The sequence below is a fragment of the Streptomyces sp. NPDC050145 genome (assembly GCF_044460245.1).
GTDB lineage: Bacteria > Actinomycetota > Actinomycetes > Streptomycetales > Streptomycetaceae > Streptomyces.
In genome coordinates this window covers 15,629-32,779 of record NZ_JBITJS010000006.1, presented here as the reverse complement: position 1 = coordinate 32,779, position 17,151 = coordinate 15,629, and the positions used below count along the sequence as shown (strand labels likewise).

The window sequence follows — 17,151 nt, the reverse complement described above, 5'->3', positions numbered from 1 at the left end:
CTTCGAGTGAAGCAGGTTGTGCAGAACTACAAGAGCGGCGAGCTGGCGCTGCTCGACGTGCCGGTGCCGGGGTGCAAGCCGGGCGGGGTGCTGGTCCGCAGCGCCTTCTCGCTGATCTCGACGGGCACGGAGCTCATGAAGGTGTCCGAGGCCGGCATGTCGATGGTGGGCAAGGCCCGCTCGCGCCCCGACCAGGTGGCCAAGGTGATGCAGAGCGTGGCCACCAACGGGGTGCCCGCGACCTACCGCAAGGTGATGGGCAAGCTGGACTCCTACACGCCGCTGGGCTATTCGCTGTGCGGGGTGGTCGAGCAGGTCGGCGCGGGGGTCGACGACGTGGCGGTCGGTGACCTGGTGGCCTGCGCGGGCAACGAGCACGCGCTGCACGCCGAGCTGAACTGGGTGCCGAAGAACCTGTACTCCCGGGTGCCGGACGGTCTCGCGCCGCGGCACGCCGCGTTCGGCACGGTCGGCTCGATCGCGCTCCAGGGCGTGCGGCAGGGCGAGCCGCAGCTCGGTGAGACGGCCCTGGTCATCGGGCTCGGCCTGATCGGGCAGCTCGTGGTGCAGCTGCTCACCGCGTCCGGGGTCCGCGTGGTCGGCGTCGACCCGGACCCGGTGCGCTGCGAGCTGGCCGAGCGGCTCGGCGCGGCGGCCTGCGGCGATCCCGAGTCGGCGGCCGTGGCGGCGGCCGTCGCCGAACTCACCGACGGGCACGGCGTGGACCAGGTGTATCTGGCGGCCGGCGGCGGCAGCAACCAGCCGGTAGAGCTGGCCGCGCGCCTGGCCCGGGACCGCGGCCGGGTCGTCGACATCGGCAAGTGCCGCCTCGACCTGCCGTGGAACGCGTACTACGAGAAGGAGCTCGACGTCCGCTTCTCGCGCAGCTACGGGCCGGGGCGCTACGACCCGGAGTACGAGCTGGAGGGGCGGGACTACCCGATCGGCTACGTGCGATGGACCGAGCGCCGCAACCTGGCCTGCTTCCTCGACCTCATGGCCCGCGGCCGCGTCGACGTGGAGCCCCTCGTCTCCCACGTCGCCGACTTCGCCGACGCGGTCGAGACGTACCGGAGCCTGAAGGAGGGCGAGCTGAAGGCCGTCGCGGTGCTGTTCGCGTACCCCGACCCTCCGGGCGAGTCCGAGGCCCCGGCGGTGAGCGTCCCCGCCGTGCACGTGAAGCGGAGTCCGGTGCGGGCCGCCGTGACGCCCGTCCGCGTGGCGTTCGTCGGGGCGGGCAACTACGCGACGTCGATGCTGCTGCCGCATCTGGCGGGCCGCGACGGCGTCGAGCTGTCGACGGTCGTCACCACGACGGCGCTGTCGGCGGCCAATGCGCAGCACAAGTTCGGCTTCCACCGGGCGACGACGGACCTGGACGCGGTGCTCGGCGACCAGGACATCGACGCGGTCTTCGTCGTCACCCGGCACAGCTCGCACGCCGAGCTGACCCGCAGGGCGCTGCTCGCGGGCAAGGCCGTGTTCGTGGAGAAGCCCCTCGCCCTGTCCGAGGAGGAGCTGGCCGATGTCCTGAAGGCCGTCGAGGAGTCCGGCAACGACCGGCTCCAGGTCGGCTTCAACCGCCGGTTCGCTCCCCTGCTGCAGGAGGCCCGGCAGCGGTTCGGGGAGCGGACGGGCCCGGCGAGCCTGCGCTATCTCGTGAACGCGGGCCGGCTCGACCACGGCAGCTGGTACCTGCGGCAGGGCACGGAGGGGTCCCGGTTCGCGGGCGAGGGCGGGCACTTCGTCGACACGGCGAGCTGGCTGCTCGGCGCCGACCCGGTGTCCGTGTACGCGACGGCCTCCTCCGGCGAGGAGGACCTCCAGGTGGCGCTGCGGTACCCGGACGGCTCGACCGCCACGATCAGCTACGTCACGACGGGCGCCCCGGGCTTCCCCAAGGAGACCCTGGACCTGGTCGCGGACGGCAAGGTGCTGCGCCTCGACGACTTCGTGCGGGCCTCGGTCTACGGACGCAAGCGGTGGGTCAGTTCGCGGCTGCCGAAGGCGCGGGACAAGGGGCAGGAGGCCGAACTGGCCGCGTTCGTCCGGGCCGTGCGCTCCGGCGGGCCGATGCCGGTGCCGCTGGAGTCCCTCGTCGCCACGACGGCGGCCACCCTCGCCGTACGGGCCGGCCTGGCCGCCGGCGCGCCGGTGACGCTGGCGAGGCAGCCATGACGATGAGCGCGGGCTGGTACCTGCGGCGGCTGTCCCGGATGGACCCGCGGGAGGTCGCGGGCCGGGTCGGCGACACGGTGCGCCGGCGGCGGTGGCGGTCGGCGCCGCCCGAGGCCCCGGCCGTGACCGGGGCCCGGTTCACCGCCGCGCTGCCCGCCAAGGCGCTCGCCGACGTGGCGCCGGACGCCGTGAAGCGGCTCGTCGCCGAGGCGGACCGGCTGATGGACGGGCACGCCGAGTTCTTCGGCGTGGTCCGCGAGGACCTCGCGGCCCCGGACTGGCGGTTCGACCCGAAGACCGGGCGCCGGGCTCCTTCGGGCTACGCGTTCGACGTGCCGTACCGGGACGAGGACGCGGTCGGTGACATCAAGCAGATCTGGGAGCTGTCCCGGCACCACCACCTGACGGTGCTGGCCGCCGCGTACGCGCTGACCGGCGACGAGCGGTACGCCGAGCGCGTGGCGGAGCACCTGCGGTCGTGGTGGGCGGGCAACGCGCCGCTGCGCGGGGTGCACTGGGTCAGCGGCATCGAGCTGGGCATCCGGCTCCTGTCGTGGGTGTGGGTGCGCCGGCTGCTGGACGGCTGGGCGGGCGCGCCCGCGCTGTTCGAGCACGACCCGGTGGCGCGCGAGCAGATCTGGCACCACCAGCGCTGGCTCGCGGCGTTCCCGAGCCGGGGCTCGTCGGCGAACAACCACGTGATCGCGGAGGCCGCCGGGCAGCTCGCCGCGGCCTGCGCCTTCGACTGGTTCCCGTCCTCGGCGCGGTGGCGCACGGACGCGCTGCGCCTGCTCGACCGGCAGCTGCGGGCCAACACGTTCGGCTCGGGGCTCAACAGGGAGCTGGCCACCGAGTACCACGGGCTCGTCCTCGAACTCGGTCTGGCGGCGGTGGCCGAGGCGGACGCGGCGGGTGTGCCGGTCCCCGCGACGACCAGACTCGTGCTGCTGCGGATGACGGACGCGCTCGCGGCCGTCGTGGACGAGCGGCTGCGGCCCCCGCGCCAGGGCGACGCGGACGACGGGCACGGTCTGGTGCTCGACGGCGCGGACACCGGCCGCTGGGGCTCGCTGCTCGCCACCGGGGCCGTCGTGTTCGGCCGGCTCGACTGGTGGCCCGAGGTGACCGGCACCGATGTGCGCACCCCGCTGCTCACCGCGCTGCTGCGGCCCGGTGCGCCCGCCGTGGCCCGGCCCGAGCACCGGCCGGTCCACTTCGCGGACGCGGGTCTGACCGTGCTGCGCGGCCCGGACGGGATCTGGTGCCGGTGCGACGGGGGGCCGCACGGCTTCCTGTCCATCGCCGCGCACGCCCACGCGGACGCGCTGTCGGTCGAGGTCCGCCACCAGGGCGTCGACGTGCTCGCCGACCCGGGCACGTACTGCTACCACGGCCAGCCCGAGTGGCGGAGCTACTTCCGCTCGACGCTCGGCCACAACACGCTGGAGCTGGACGGCGCCGACCAGTCGGGATCCGGCGGCCCGTTCCTGTGGACCCGGCACGCGACGAGCCGCGTGCTGCGCGCGACGGCGTCCGAGTGGTGCGCCGAGCACGAGGGCTACGAGGGGTCCGTGCACCGGCGCAGCGTCGAACTGGGCGAGGACACACAGGAGTTGACGATCGTCGACGAGGTGCGCGGCGGCCCGCGCCGGGACGTGCGCCTGGCGTTCCACCTCGGCCCCGAGATCACCGCCGCACTGGAGGGGAACCGCGCCGTGCTCACCTGGACGCGCGACGGCGAGGACCGTCGCGCCGTGCTCGACCTGCCGGGGCGGCTGACCTGGCGGGCGCACCGCGGCGAGAGCGCACCGCCGCTCGGCTGGTACTCCGCCGGGTTCGGGCGCAAGGAGCCCGCCACGACGCTCGTCGGGACCGGATCCACCGACGGCGCGGAGGGTTTCACCACCGTGCTCGGATTCCGCGGCTAGGGGGGCGCGTGGCGATCAAGAGGAGGCACTGGGCGTGGGCGGCGGCAGCGCTGGCGCTGGTCCTGCCGGCCACGGCCGGGTGCACGAGCTCGCCGGACGCGTCGGCGAAGCCGGGCGGCGCGCCCACCACTTCGGGGGTGCCGGCCACGACCGTGGCCCGGGTGTGCGCCGCCCCGGCGGACGGACCCGACAAGGCTCCCGAGGGCGCGGTCACCGTCGACCCGAAGGTGGTCGGCGACCTGGCGGCGAAGACGAAGAAGAGCCCGCCGAACACGACGTTCTGGCTGCGGCCCGGCGTGCACCGGCTGGACCCGGACCGCTTCGCGCAGGTCGTCCCCAAGAAGGGGGACCGCTTCGTGGGGGCGCCGGGCGCGGTGTTCGACGGCGGGAAGAAGAACCAGTACGCGTTCGCCGGCACCGCCGCCGACGTGACGATCAGCCATCTCACCGTGCAGGGCTTCGTGGCGCCGCCGGACGAGGGTGTGGTCAACCACGACTCGGGCGACGGGTGGGTGATCGAGCACTCCACGATCCAGCGGAACACCGGCGCCGGTCTGATGGCCGGGGCCCGCCAGCGGGTGCGCTCCAACTGCCTGCGGGACAACGGCCAGTACGGCATGAACGCCTACAAGTCGAAGGGCCGGATCAAGGGGCTGGTCGTCGAGGGCAACGAGATCGTCGGCAACAACACGGGCGACTGGGAGAAGAAGCGGGAGGGCTGCGGCTGCACCGGCGGCATCAAGTTCTGGGCCGTGGACGGCGCCGACGTGCGGGGCAACTGGGTGCACGACAACCGCGGCACCGGTCTGTGGGCGGACACGAACAACAACGACTTCCGCATCGAGGACAACGTGCTCGAGGCGAACGACGGCGCCGCCCTGATCTACGAGACGAGCTACAACGCGGTCGTCCGGAACAACACGATCCGGCGCAACAACTGGGTCGAGGGCCGCGAGCGGGCCGACGAGGGCGACAGCTTCCCGTTCGCGACGGTCTATCTGTCCGAGTCGGGCGGCGAGCCCCGGGTCCCGGCCCGCACCGACAAGATCGAGATCTACGGGAACGTGCTGGAGGACAACTGGTCGGGGATCACCCTGTGGGAGAACGCCGACCGGTTCTGCAACAGCCCGGCCAACACCTCGTCCGGCGACTGCACCCTGCTCGTGCCGAAGACCTCGCGCTGTGCGCGGCCCGCGATCACGAAGGAGCCGCTGTACTCCGACTGCCGGTGGAAGACCCAGCGGGTCGACATCCACGACAACCGCTTCGTGCTCGACCCGGACGTCGTCAAGTGCAAGGCGGAGTGCGGCCGCATGGCCGTCCTCGCCAACTACGGCACCTATCCCGACTGGTCCCCGTACAAGGGCGAGAAGGTGGCCGAGGCGATCACCGGCAAGCAGCACAACCGCTGGTACGACAACGACTACCGCGGTCCGTGGAGCTTCGTCGCCCACGACCCGAGCCGGACGCTCGACTTCAAGGAGTGGCAGGCGGGGCCGTACCGGCAGGACGCGGGCAGCACGCTGCGCGTACGGGACGGTGACTGAGATGGACGGCGCCGCCGCGATACGCACGCCCCGCACCGTCGGGGTGGTGTGGGGACTCCTCGTCCTCAACACGCTGGGCTCCGCCGGGGCGAAGACGATCGTCCCGCTGCCCCGCTCGGTCATCCAGGTCGTCACGATGGGCGCGCTGGTCGGCGCGTTCGCGCTGGCGCTCGCGGTCAACCTGCGGCTGCGCGTGCGGCCCAGCGCCTACCTGCTGCTGCTGACGCTGCTGGTCGTGGCGAGCGTCGTCGCGAGCGTGAACCTGGAGTCCGGCTTCGGCGCGCTGTTCCGCTGCGCCCGCCTCGCGCTGTTCGTCAGCACGCTGTGGCTGCTGAGCCGCTGGTGGGACGGCGGCCTGACCTTCGTCCGGCACCACATCCGGATGTACTTCTTCGTCCTCGGCTCGGTCGCGGCCGGTCTCGCCGTCTCGCCGGGGGCCGCCCTGCCCGACCTGTACGGGGGCCGGCTCGTCGGCGCGCTGTGGCCGCTCACGCCGCCGCAGATCGGGCAGTACGCGGCGGTGATCATCGGGCTGACCGTGCTGCTGGTGATCGGGCGCAGGACGGACCGGGCGAGCGCGGTGGTCGTCATCGTGCCGTCCCTCGTGCTGCTCGCGCTGACCCACACCCGTACGGCGACGCTCGGCCTGATCCTCGGGCTCGTCCTGGCGATCGGCTCGCTGTTCCTGACCAGTGCGGCCGCCCGGCGGTTCTTCGGCTGGGCCGTGGTCTGCGCGACGGTCGCCGCCGTCGCGTTCGCCTCCGCGCTCCAGTCCTGGTTCCTGCGCGGCCAGACGGAGGAGAACTTCTCCAGTCTGACCGGCCGGGCCAAGGTCTGGGACGCGCTGCTCTCCGCGCCCCGGACCACCGGGCAGCAGGTGTTCGGCGTGGGCCTCGGCGACAAGTCGTACGGCGGGCTGCCGATCGACAACAGCTGGCTGGCGGTCTACAACGAGCAGGGCCTGATCGGGGTGAGTCTCGTCGCGGCCGTCATCCTCGTGCTCGGCGGGGTCGCGCTGCTGCGGCCGCCGTCGCTGCAGCGGGCCTGCGCGATCTTCCTCATCAGCTACTGCGGGATCGCCTCGTACACCGAGGCGGGCCTCGGCGACGCCTCGCCGTACCTGCTGCATCTCGCCGTCGCCGCCTCTCTGTTGGCGGTGCCCGTCCGAAGCACGCCGGTGCCCTCGCCCGACGTCCCCCGGCGCCGTACCGCGCGCCTCACCCCCCGCCGTTCGGAGGTGTCCTGATCATGCGTGTCCTGGTGGTGCACAACCGCTACGGCTCGGCGCAGCCGAGCGGGGAGAACAAGGTCGTCGACCAGGAGGTGGAGCTGCTGCGCTCGGCCGGCCACCGGGTCGACCTGTTCGAGCGGCGCAGCGACGACATCGCGGAGCGTTCCCTGCTCGGGAAGGTCGCGGTGCCGCTGCTCGTGCCGTGGAACCCGGCGGTCCGTACGGAGCTGGCGGCGCGGCTGCGCGCGGAGCGGCCCGACGTGGTGCACGTCCACAACGTGTTCCCGCTGCTGTCCCCCGCGGTGCTCGCCGCGTGCGCGGACGCGGGGGTGCCCGCCGTCGCGACGCTGCACAACTACACGCAGGTCTGCCCGCCGGGCACGCTGCAGCGGGACGGTCGGCCGTGCACCGAGTGCGTCGGGGGGAGTCCGCTGCCCGCCGTGCGGCACGGCTGTTACCGCGGCTCGCGCCTGGCGACGGTGCCGCTGGCGGTCAGTCTGTCGGCGAACCGGCGCAGGTGGTGGTCCGGCGTGACGCGTTTCTTCTGCATCTCGCAGGCGCAGCGCGAGGTGCTCGTACGGGCCGGGATGCCGGCGGAGCGGATCGCGGTGAAGCACAACTTCGTGCCGGAGCCGGAGGTCCGCCGCGCGGAGTCGTCGGCGGGCGAGCACCTGCTGTTTCTCGGCCGGCTGGCCGAGGCCAAGGGTGTCCGGCTGCTGATGACGGCCTGGGACGCGCTCGCGGCGGACGGCGGGGTGGGCGTGCCGCTCGTGATCGCGGGCGCGGGACCGCTGGAGCCTGAGGTGGCCGCGTGGGCGGCGGGCCGCGACGACGTGCGCTGCGCGGGCCTGCTGGATCCGGCGGAGAGCCGCAAGGCGGTCGCGCGGGCGGTCGCCGTGGTGGCGCCGTCGACGTGGCTGGAGGCGTTCGGCCTGGTGGTCGTGGAGGCGATGGCGGCCGGGGTCCCGGTCGTCGCCGCCGGGCACGGCGCCTTCGTCGAGCTGGTCGAGGACGGGGTGACCGGGCTGCTGCACCGCCCGGGCGACGCCGCCTCGCTGGCGTCCCGGATCCGCCGGATCGCGGGCCGTCCCGATCTGGGCCGGGAGCTGGGCCGGGCCGCCCGGAGCCGCTACGAGCAGGGGTTCAGCCCCGCCGTCGGCCTGGAGCGCCTGCTGGAGGAGTACCGCACCGCGATCGCGGGACGGTCGGAACAACTGGGGGGCAGTAGATGACACGATGCCGACTGTGCGGCTCGGAGGCGATGGCGAGCGTCGTCGATCTCGGCGCGACGCCGCCGTGCGAGAGTTTCCTCGCCGCGCACGAACTGGACCGGGCCGAACCGGCGTACCCGTTGCACCTGCGGGTGTGCACGGAGTGCTGGCTGGCGCAGATCCCGCCGCTGATCACGCCGGAGGAGACGTTCAAGGAGTACGCGTACTTCTCGTCCTTCTCGACGTCCTGGGTGGAGCACGCGCGCACCTTCGTGACCGGCGCCGCGGACCGACTCGGTCTCGGCCACGCCTCGTTCGTGGTGGAGGTCGCGAGCAACGACGGCTACCTGCTGAAGCACATGGTGGAGCGAGGGGTGCGCTGCCTCGGCATCGAGCCGTCCGTCAACGTCGGCGCCGCCGCGCGCGAGGCGGGCGTGCCGACGCTCACCGAGTTCCTGAGTCCGCAGGTCGGCGGGGAGGTCCGCGCGGAGCACGGCCCGGCGGACCTCGTCGTGGCGAACAACGTGTACGCGCACATCCCCGACGTGGTCGGCTTCACGCAGGGCCTGCGGGCGCTGGTCGCGGACGACGGCTGGGTGTCGATCGAGGTGCAGCACCTGCTGACGCTGATCGAGGAGAACCAGTACGACACGATCTACCACGAGCACTTCCAGTACTACACGGTCGCGTCGGCGATCCGGGCGCTCGCGAGCGGCGGTCTGACGCTCGTGGACGTGGAGCTGCTGCCCACGCACGGCGGTTCGATCCGGCTGTGGGCCCGCCCGCAGGAGACGGCCGGCGAGCCGTCGGAACGGGTGGCGGACGTGCTGGCCCGCGAGAAGGCCGCCGGGCTCCAGGAGCTGTCCGGGTACGCGGAGTTCGCCGCCCGGGTCGCGAAGGTGCGCCGGGACCTCCTGAGGTTCCTGATCGAGGCCGCCGAGCGCGGCGAGACGGTCGTCGGCTACGGCGCCCCCGGCAAGGGCAACACGCTGCTGAACCACTGCGGGATCCGCCCCGACCTGCTGCCGTACACGGTCGACCGGAACCCGTACAAGCACGGCCGGTACACCCCGGGCGCCCGCATCCCGATCCTGCCGCCCGAGCGGATCGCCGCGGACAGGCCGGACTACGTCCTGGTCCTGCCGTGGAACCTGCGGGACGAGCTGGTGGAGCAGCTGTCCTACGTCCATGAGTGGGGCGGCCGCCTGGTCTTCCCCATCCCGGAACTGAGCGTCGTCGAGGTCGCGCCCGCAGAGGCCGCCACCGGAGGGGTCACGTCATGAAGGTCGTCCTGTTCTGCGGCGGTTACGGGATGCGGATGCGCGAGGGCACGGGCGACGACGTGCCCAAGCCGATGGCAATGGTCGGCCCGCGGCCGCTGATCTGGCACGTGATGCGCTACTACGCGCACTTCGGGCACAAGGAGTTCATCCTGTGCCTCGGCTACGGCGCCCACCACATCAAGGAGTTCTTTCTCAACTACGAGGAGACGACGTCCAACGACTTCGTGCTGCGCGGCGGGAGGACGGAGCTGCTCTCCACCGACATAGCCGACTGGACGATCACGTTCGCGCAGACCGGCATCGAGTCGCCGATCGGGGAGCGGCTGCGCCGGGTGCGCCACCACCTGGACGGCGACGAGATGTTCCTCGCCAACTACGCGGACGTGCTCACCGACGCCCCGCTGCCGCGGATGATCGAGAACTTCGAGCGGCGCGACGCGGGCGCGTCGATGATGGTGGTGCCGCCGCAGTCCTCGTTCCACTGCGTGGACCTCGGCGAGGACGGCCTCGTCGGCGGGATCACCGCGGTCAGCGACATGCCGCTGTGGGAGAACGGCGGCTACTTCGTGCTCCGCCAGGAGGTCTTCGACCACATACCGGAGAACGGGGACCTGGTCGCCGACGGCTGCGCCCGACTGGCCAAGCAGGGCCGTCTGGTGGCGCACCGGCACCGCGGGTTCTGGAAGCCGACCGACACGGTGAAGGAGCGGGCGGCGCTCGACGCCGCGTACACCCGGGGCGAGCGTCCGTGGGCCGTGTGGGAGCGGGACCCGGCGGGGGTGGGCGCGTGATCGGGCTGGGCGGCGGCCGCCTGGAGCGGATCGTGGCCGTCGGCGCGCACTGCGACGACCTCGCGATCGGCGCCGGCGGCACCCTCCTCACGCTGTGCCGGGCACACCCGGGGCTGCGGGTCGACGCGCTGGTGCTCACCGGCGGCGGCACCGAGCGCGAGCAGGAGGAGGAGGCCGCGCTCGCCGCGTTCTGCCCGGGCGCCGATCTCCGGCTGACCGTGCACAAGCTGCCGGACGGCCGGCTGCCCGTGCACTGGGACGAGGCGAAGCGCGCCGTCGAGGAGCTGCGCGCGCAGGGCGACCCGGACCTGGTCCTCGCCCCGCGCACGGACGACGCGCACCAGGACCACCGGGGCCTGGCCCAACTGATTCCCACCGCGTTCCGCGACCACCTGGTCCTCGGCTACGAGATCGTCAAGTGGGACGGCGATCTCGGCCGCATGGCCGCGTACCAGCCGCTGTCACCGGAGACGGCCGAGGACAAGGTCCGGCTGCTCCAGGAGCACTACCCCTCGCAGCGGCACCGTCCCTGGTACGACCGGGAGGCCTTCCTGGGCCTCGCCCGGATCCGCGGCATCGAATGCCACGCGCGCTACGCCGAGGCCTTCGCCGTCACCAAACTCACTCTCAACCTGGGGGGTTGAACCTTGCGCGTACTGCTGACCGGACACCAGGGCTATCTGGGCACCGTGATGGCCCCGGTCCTCGCCGCCGCCGGACACGAGGTCGTGGGCCTCGACTCCGGCCTCTTCGCCGACTGCGTGCTCGGCCCGGAACCCGCCGACCCCAAGGGTCACCGGGTGGACCTGCGCGACGTCACGGCCGAGCACGTGGCCGGGGTGGACGCCGTGATCCACCTGGCCGCGCTCTCCAACGACCCGCTGGGCTCGCTGGCCCCCGAACTCACCTACGACATCAACCATCACGCGTCGGTCCGGCTCGCCCGGCTGGCCCGCGACGCCGGGGTGCGGCGCTTCCTGTACGCGTCGACCTGCTCCGTGTACGGCGCGGCGGGCGGTGACGAGCTGGTCGCCGAGGAGGCGCCGCTGCGCCCGGTGACCCCGTACGCGGAGTCCAAGGTGCGGGTGGAGGACGACCTGCACGCGCTGGCCGACGCCGACTTCACGCCCGTCTACATGCGCAACGCGACCGCGTTCGGGTTCTCCCCCAGGCTGCGCGCCGACATCGTGCTCAACAACCTGGTCGGGCACGCCCTGCTGACCGGCGAAGTGCTCGTCCTGTCCGACGGCACGCCGTGGCGGCCGCTGGTGCACGCCGCCGACATCGCGCAGGCGTTCACGGCCGCCCTTCAGGCGCCGCGCGAGGCGGTGCACGACCGGGCGTTCAACGTCGGCAGCGAGGTCAACAACGTGACGGTCACCGAGATCGCCGTGCAGGTCGCCGAGGCGGTCGACGGCGCGAAGGTGCGGATCACCGGCGAGAGCGGCGCCGACCCGCGCTCGTACCGGGTGGACTTCTCCCGGATCCGCGCCGCGCTGCCCGGCTTCGACTGCGCGTGGACGGTCAAGCGGGGCGCGCTCGAACTCGCCGACGCGTACCGGACGCACGGGCTGACCATGGCGGCGTTCACAGAGCGTTTCACCCGGCTCGCCGTGCTGCGCGCGGCGTCGGAGGCGGGCGCCGTCGACGACACTCTGCGGCGGCGCGGATGACCGGTGTCGGCGAGGAGATGCACGCGCTGGTGGAGCGGATGTACCCGCTGTGCCGGAGCATCACGGGCGACGGGGTGCGCGCCACCCTGGACATCGTCGGCGAGCACGTCCCGCTGACCCGGCACGAGGTGCCGACGGGGACGCAGGTGCTCGACTGGACGGTGCCGCAGGAGTGGAACATCCGTGACGCGTACGTCGCGGACGCCACCGGCAAGCGGGTCGTCGACTTCGCCGCGTCGAGTCTGCACGTGCTCGGCTACAGCGTGCCGGTGTCCACGCGGATGCCGCTGGCCGAGCTGAAGGAGCATCTGTACACCCTGCCGGAGCACCCGAAGTGGGTGCCGTACCGGACCAGTTACTACAAGCCGGAGTGGGGGTTCTGTCTGGCCCAGGAGACCCTGGACGCGCTCCCCGACGGCGAGTACGAGGTGGTGATCGACTCCACGCTGACGGACGGTCATCTCAGCTACGCCGAGCACGTGGTCCCGGGGCAGGTCTCCGACGAGGTGCTCGTCTCCTGCCACGTCTGCCATCCGTCGCTCGCCAACGACAACCTGGCCGGGATCGCCGTCGCGACGTTCCTGGCCCGGGAGCTCGCCGAGCGGGAGCCGTACTACACGTACCGGTTCGTGTACGCGCCCGGCACGATCGGGGCGATCACCTGGCTGGCCCGCAACAGGGAGCGGGTGGGACGGGTGAAGCACGGGCTCGTCCTCGCCTGCGCGGGCGACCCGGGGAGCCTGACGTACAAGCGGAGCCGGCGCGGCGACGCGGAGATCGACCGGGTGCTGCGGCACGTGCTGGCCGCCTCGCAACGGCCGCACGAGATCAGGGAGTTCACCCCGTACGGCTACGACGAGCGGCAGTACTGCTCGCCCGGGTTCGACCTCGGTGTGGGCTCGCTCACCCGGACCCCGTACGCGGGCTATCCGGAGTACCACACCTCGGCGGACGACCTGGACTTCGTGTCCCCGGCGGCGATGGCGGACACCCTCGCCGTGTGCCGCGAGGCCTTCGCCGTCCTGGACCGCAACCGGCGCTTCCTCAATCTCAGCCCGTACGGCGAACCCCAGTTGGGGCGGCGCGGGCTGTACGACGCGCTCGGCGGGCGCAGCGACACCAAGGAGGCCCAGATGGCGATGCTCTGGGTGCTCAACCTCTCCGACGGCGAGCACGATCTGCTCGACGTCGCCGAGCGGTCCGGGCTGCCCTTCGCCACCGTCGCGGACGCGGCCGACGCGCTCGGCGCGGCCGGCCTGATCAAGGCGTGACGCCGATGACCACCGAGAAGGAGACCGAGGAGGTGCGGGCGACGGCACGGGCCGGGTCCGCGCGACGGGCCCTCGTCGGCCGGCTGTCCTGGGGGCTCGCCGACCAGGCGGCCTCCAGTCTGTCCAACTTCGTGGTGGGCGTGTACGTGGCCCGCTCGCTGGGCGTCACCGCGTTCGGCGTGTTCAGCCTGGCCTGGGTGACGTACGGCGTGGTGCTCAACGTCTCCCGGGGCCTGGCCACCGACCCGCTCGTGGTGCGGTTCAGCGCGGTGCCTCAGGCGGCCTGGCGCGGGGCCGTCGCCCGGTCGACGGGCACCGCGCTCGGGGTCGGCGTCGTCATCGGCGCGGCCTGCCTGGCCGTCGGGCTCGCGCTCGGCGGCCGGGTGGGGCCCGCGTTCGCCTGCCTCGGCGTCGTCATGCCGGGGCTGCTGCTCCAGGACGCCTGGCGGTTCTCGTTCTTCGCCGCGGGCGCGGGGCGCAAGGCGTTCGTCAACGACCTGGTGTGGGGCGCCGCGCTCCTCCCCGGCATGGTCGTGGCCGCCCATGTGGGCGGCGTCGGCGCGTTCGTGCTGGCCTGGGGCGCCTCCGCCGCGGTGGCCGCCGCGTACGGCTGCGTCCAGTCCGGGATCCGGCCCCGGCCCGGCCGGGCCCGCTCCTGGCTGCGCGAGCAGCGCGACCTCGGCTACCGCTACCTCGTCGAGAACGTGAGCCTCAGCGGCGCGAGCCAGCTGCGCGCGTACGGGCTCGGCGTGATCGTCGGCGTCGGCGCGGTCGGCGCGGTGCGCGGCGCCGAGCTGCTGCTCGGCCCGTTCCTCGCCGTGCTGATGGGCCTGTCCCTGGTCACGGTCCCCGAGGCGGCCCGGGTGCTGCGCAGTGCCCCGCACCGGCTCGGCCGGTTCTGCCTCCTGCTGGGCGGCGGACAGGCCGGTGCCGCCGTCCTGTGGGGCGGCGCCCTGCTGCTGATGCCGGACCGGCTCGGCGAACTGGTCCTCGGCCACGTGTGGGAGTCGGCCTCCCCGCTCGTCGTGCCGGTGACCCTCGCCGTCGCCGGGGCCGGTCTCGGCACGGGCGCGGCGGCCGGGCTGCGCGCGCTCGGCGCGGCCCGGCGCAGTCTGCGCTGCCAGCTGTTCGCCTCTCTCTGTTACGTCACCGGCGGGCTCGGCGGGGCGGCCGCCGGCGGCACGGTCGGCTCGGCCTGGGGCGTCGCCGCCGCGACGCTGAGCGGCTCGGCCGTGTGGTGGCTGCACCTGCGGTCCGCCCTGCGCGAGCACCACCGGAACCACGAGAACCACGAAGCGAGGACGTCATGACCCCCCACCCCAGGCTGAGCATCGGCCTGCCCGTGTACAACGGCGAGGAGTACCTCGCCGAGTCGCTCGACGCACTGCTCGGCCAGACCTACGAGGACTTCGAACTGGTCGTCTCCGACAACGCCTCGACCGACGCCACCCAGGAGATCTGCCGCAAGTACGCGGCGCAGGACTCCCGGATCCGCTACCTGCGGCTGCCCCGCAACGTCGGGGCGACCCCGAACCACAACCGGGTGTTCGCCGAGTGCCGCGGCGAACTGTTCAAGTGGGCCTCGCACGACGACCTGTACGGCCGGGACCTGCTGCGCCGCTGTGTGGACGCCCTGGACGAGCGGCCCGACGTGATCCTCGCGCACACCGACCAGGCGGTCATCGACGCCGACGGCCGGGTGAAGGTGCCGTACGCGTACACGCTCGACACCGGCTCGCCGAGCGCCCCGGACCGCTTCCGCAGCCTGCTGTTCGAGCCGGGCGGCGACGACTTCTACGGGGTGATCCGGGCCGACGTGCTGCGCCGCGTGAAGCCGCTCGACAGCTACCACCACGCGGACCGCACCTTCGTCGCCGAGATCACCCTGCACGGGCGCTTCCACCAGGTGCCGGAGCTGCTGTACTTCCGCCGCGACCATCCGAACCGCGCCGAGCGGGCGAACCCCGGCAAGCGGGCCCGCTGCGTCAATCTGGACCCGCGCCGGGCGGGCCCGCTGCATCCCACCCCGCGGCTGCTCGCCGAGTACCTGTGGGGGTTCGTCGCGGCGATCCGGCGGGCGCCGCTGTCCCCGGCCGACCGGCGGGCCTGCTTCGGCCATCTCGCCGACTGGATGAGCAGCCGGGTCAGGCCGGGCGCCGGTGAGCGGGTGGAGGACCGCGCGCCGGTCGACCCGGACCTGCTCACGGTCTCCGTCGACGAGCTGGTCGCCGGGCGCGAGGGCCGGGCCGGGGGGCGGGCGTGACGCGGGTGCGCGTCGGGGTGTTCGGCCTGCTCGGCTCCGGCAACCTCGGCAACGACGGCTCCCTGGAGGCCCTGCTCGGATATCTGCGCGCCGAGCATCCGGACGCGGTCGTGGACGCGCTGTGCGGGGGACCCGAGGCGGTCACGGCCCGGTTCGGGATCCCCGCGACACGGCTGCACTGGTACCGCGGGGAGTACCGGACGGCGTCCCGCGCCGGGGCGATCGTGGGCAAGGGCCTCGGCAAACTCGTCGACGCGTTCCGCACCGCCGCCTGGGTGCGCCGGCACGACGTGGTGATCGTGCCGGGCATGGGCGTCCTGGAGGCCACGCTGCCGCTGCGGCCCTGGGGCTTCCCGTACGCGCTGTTCCTGCTGAGCGCGAGCGGGCGGCTGCTCGGCAGCAAGGTCGCGTTCGTCAGCGTCGGCGCCGCCCCGATCGGCAATCCGTCGACGCGGGCCCTCGTGCGCTGGTCGGCGCGGCTGGCCGCGTACCGCTCGTACCGGGACGAGCGGTCCCGGGACGCCCTGCGGGGCATGGGCGTGGACACCGTACGCGACCGCGTCTACCCGGACCTCGCGTTCGCCCTGCCCGCCCCGGAGCCGAGGACGCCCTCGGGTCCGCCGGGGCCGGTCTGTCTCGGCGTCATGGACTTCCACGGCGGCGACGACGACCGCGCGCGGGCCGACGAGATCCACCGGCGCTATCTCGACGGCACGATCCGCTTCGTGCGCGCGCTGGTCGACGAGGGCCGGCCGGTGCGGCTGCTCACCGGCGACACCTGCGACGCGTCGGTGGTCGCCGCGATCCTCGACACGGTGGACTCGCCGCTGGTCACCGCCGCCGAACCGGCGTCCCTCGCCGACCTGATGGACGAGATGACGGCCGCCGACACCGTCGTCGCCGTCCGCTACCACAACCTGATCTGCGCCCTGAAGACCCGAACCCCGGTACTGGCCGTGACCTATGCGGCCAAGAGCGAGGCGCTCATGGAGCGGATGGGCCTCGGCGCGTACTGCCATCCGGCGCGCGAGGTCGACGCGGACCGGCTGCTCGAACAGTTCCGGGAGCTGGAGAAGAACGCGCCGGACGTCCGGCACACCCTCGCCGAGCGGGGCGAGGTGGCCGCCCGGCACCTGCGCGAGCAGTTCGACGCGCTCACCGCACTCCTGTCCCCACCCACCGACACCACCACCCCCACTTTGCGAGAGGCCCCATGAAAGCGACCGAAGTCCCGGAGATCTCCGGCGCGTTCCTCTTCGAGTCCACCCCGTACGCCGACGAACGCGGCTTCTTCTGCCGCACCTTCGACGCGGACGTGATCCGCTCGGTGGGCCTCGATCCGCACGCCTTCGTCCAGGACAGCGTGTCCCGCTCGGTCCGGGGCGTGCTGCGCGGGATGCATCTGCGCTCGGGCGCCGGGGAGGCCAAGCTCGTACGCTGCTCGTCGGGGCGGATCTTCGACGTCGTCGTCGACCTGCGCGAGGACTCCCCCACGTACCTGGGCCGGGCGTTCTTCGAGCTGTCCGGCGAGACGCAGGCGACGCTGTACATCCCGGCGGGGTGCGCGCACGGCTTCCAGGCGCTCAGCGAGAGCGCCGACACCTCGTACCGGATCGACCGTCCGCACGATCCTTCTGAGGACGTGACGATCGCCTTCGACGACCCCGAACTCGCGATCCCCTGGCCGCTGCCCGCGACGTCGATGTCCCGCCGGGACCGGGAGGCGCCCGGGCTCGCGGAGGTCCTCAAGCAGCGGAAGGAAGGGTGACCCGGGC

At 73.2% G+C, this 17,151-nt stretch carries 14 protein-coding genes; all 14 read left to right on the top strand.

Annotated elements, in window-relative coordinates:
- Positions 1-6 precede the first annotated feature (6 nt).
- The 14 genes from ACIBTU_RS13670 to ACIBTU_RS13605 are packed head-to-tail and all read left to right on the top strand — an operon-like array spanning position 7 to position 17,144.
- Positions 7-2,178 carry a bi-domain-containing oxidoreductase gene (locus tag ACIBTU_RS13670; RefSeq protein ID WP_399126259.1) on the top strand — a complete coding sequence of 724 codons (2,172 nt, stop codon included), beginning with the start codon at positions 7-9 and terminating at the stop codon, positions 2,176-2,178.
- Positions 2,175-4,106, top strand: coding sequence for an alginate lyase family protein (locus tag ACIBTU_RS13665; RefSeq protein WP_399126258.1), 1,932 nt, complete (start codon positions 2,175-2,177; stop codon positions 4,104-4,106). The genes ACIBTU_RS13670 and ACIBTU_RS13665 overlap by 4 nt, the downstream gene beginning before the upstream one ends.
- An 8-nt stretch (positions 4,107-4,114) precedes the next feature.
- Entirely contained in the window at positions 4,115-5,653 is a 1,539-nt protein-coding gene (locus ACIBTU_RS13660) for a right-handed parallel beta-helix repeat-containing protein (RefSeq protein WP_399126257.1), read from the top strand.
- Position 5,654: 1 nt separating this feature from the next.
- Entirely contained in the window at positions 5,655-6,899 is a 1,245-nt protein-coding gene (locus tag ACIBTU_RS13655) for an O-antigen ligase domain-containing protein (protein ID WP_399126569.1), read from the top strand.
- Positions 6,900-6,901: 2 nt separating this feature from the next.
- A complete protein-coding gene (locus tag ACIBTU_RS13650) occupies positions 6,902-8,116 on the top strand; it encodes a glycosyltransferase (RefSeq protein WP_399126256.1) in 1,215 nt (404 codons plus the stop codon).
- Positions 8,113-9,378: a class I SAM-dependent methyltransferase gene (locus ACIBTU_RS13645; RefSeq protein WP_399126254.1), complete on the top strand. Its 1,266-nt coding sequence runs from the start codon at positions 8,113-8,115 to the stop codon at positions 9,376-9,378. The genes ACIBTU_RS13650 and ACIBTU_RS13645 overlap by 4 nt, the downstream gene beginning before the upstream one ends.
- Entirely contained in the window at positions 9,375-10,169 is a 795-nt protein-coding gene (locus ACIBTU_RS13640; RefSeq protein ID WP_399126253.1) for a glucose-1-phosphate cytidylyltransferase, read from the top strand. Before ACIBTU_RS13645 ends, ACIBTU_RS13640 begins: the two co-directional genes overlap by 4 nt.
- On the top strand, positions 10,166-10,813 hold the full coding sequence (locus ACIBTU_RS13635; RefSeq protein ID WP_399126252.1) for a PIG-L deacetylase family protein: 648 nt from the start codon (positions 10,166-10,168) through the stop codon (positions 10,811-10,813). The genes ACIBTU_RS13640 and ACIBTU_RS13635 overlap by 4 nt, the downstream gene beginning before the upstream one ends.
- 3 nt (positions 10,814-10,816) lie before the next feature.
- Positions 10,817-11,842: an NAD-dependent epimerase/dehydratase family protein gene (locus tag ACIBTU_RS13630; protein ID WP_399126251.1), complete on the top strand. Its 1,026-nt coding sequence runs from the start codon at positions 10,817-10,819 to the stop codon at positions 11,840-11,842.
- The gene (locus ACIBTU_RS13625) at positions 11,839-13,113 is read left to right on the top strand and encodes a DUF4910 domain-containing protein (RefSeq protein ID WP_399126250.1); all 1,275 of its coding nucleotides are present in this window, start codon (positions 11,839-11,841) and stop codon (positions 13,111-13,113) included. The genes ACIBTU_RS13630 and ACIBTU_RS13625 overlap by 4 nt, the downstream gene beginning before the upstream one ends.
- 5 nt (positions 13,114-13,118) lie before the next feature.
- On the top strand, positions 13,119-14,423 hold the full coding sequence (locus tag ACIBTU_RS13620) for a hypothetical protein (protein ID WP_399126249.1): 1,305 nt from the start codon (positions 13,119-13,121) through the stop codon (positions 14,421-14,423).
- Positions 14,420-15,376: a glycosyltransferase family 2 protein gene (locus ACIBTU_RS13615; protein WP_399126248.1), complete on the top strand. Its 957-nt coding sequence runs from the start codon at positions 14,420-14,422 to the stop codon at positions 15,374-15,376. The genes ACIBTU_RS13620 and ACIBTU_RS13615 overlap by 4 nt, the downstream gene beginning before the upstream one ends.
- Positions 15,373-16,593, top strand: a complete 1,221-nt coding sequence (locus ACIBTU_RS13610) for a polysaccharide pyruvyl transferase family protein (RefSeq protein WP_399126247.1) — start codon at positions 15,373-15,375, stop codon at positions 16,591-16,593. Before ACIBTU_RS13615 ends, ACIBTU_RS13610 begins: the two co-directional genes overlap by 4 nt.
- Positions 16,590-17,144 carry a dTDP-4-dehydrorhamnose 3,5-epimerase family protein gene (locus ACIBTU_RS13605; RefSeq protein ID WP_399126245.1) on the top strand — a complete coding sequence of 185 codons (555 nt, stop codon included), beginning with the start codon at positions 16,590-16,592 and terminating at the stop codon, positions 17,142-17,144. Before ACIBTU_RS13610 ends, ACIBTU_RS13605 begins: the two co-directional genes overlap by 4 nt.
- Positions 17,145-17,151: the final 7 nt, after the last annotated feature.

Coding starts and splice junctions, on each gene's coding strand:
- ACIBTU_RS13650 (WP_399126256.1), top strand. CDS start 6,902: ATGCGTGTCCTGGTGGTGCACAACCGCTACGGCTCGGCGCAGCCGAGC.
- ACIBTU_RS13640 (WP_399126253.1), top strand. CDS start 9,375: ATGAAGGTCGTCCTGTTCTGCGGCGGTTACGGGATGCGGATGCGCGAG.
- ACIBTU_RS13665 (WP_399126258.1), top strand. CDS start 2,175: ATGACGATGAGCGCGGGCTGGTACCTGCGGCGGCTGTCCCGGATGGAC.
- ACIBTU_RS13655 (WP_399126569.1), top strand. CDS start 5,655: ATGGACGGCGCCGCCGCGATACGCACGCCCCGCACCGTCGGGGTGGTG.
- ACIBTU_RS13620 (WP_399126249.1), top strand. CDS start 13,119: ATGACCACCGAGAAGGAGACCGAGGAGGTGCGGGCGACGGCACGGGCC.
- ACIBTU_RS13645 (WP_399126254.1), top strand. CDS start 8,113: ATGACACGATGCCGACTGTGCGGCTCGGAGGCGATGGCGAGCGTCGTC.
- ACIBTU_RS13605 (WP_399126245.1), top strand. CDS start 16,590: ATGAAAGCGACCGAAGTCCCGGAGATCTCCGGCGCGTTCCTCTTCGAG.
- ACIBTU_RS13615 (WP_399126248.1), top strand. CDS start 14,420: ATGACCCCCCACCCCAGGCTGAGCATCGGCCTGCCCGTGTACAACGGC.
- ACIBTU_RS13625 (WP_399126250.1), top strand. CDS start 11,839: ATGACCGGTGTCGGCGAGGAGATGCACGCGCTGGTGGAGCGGATGTAC.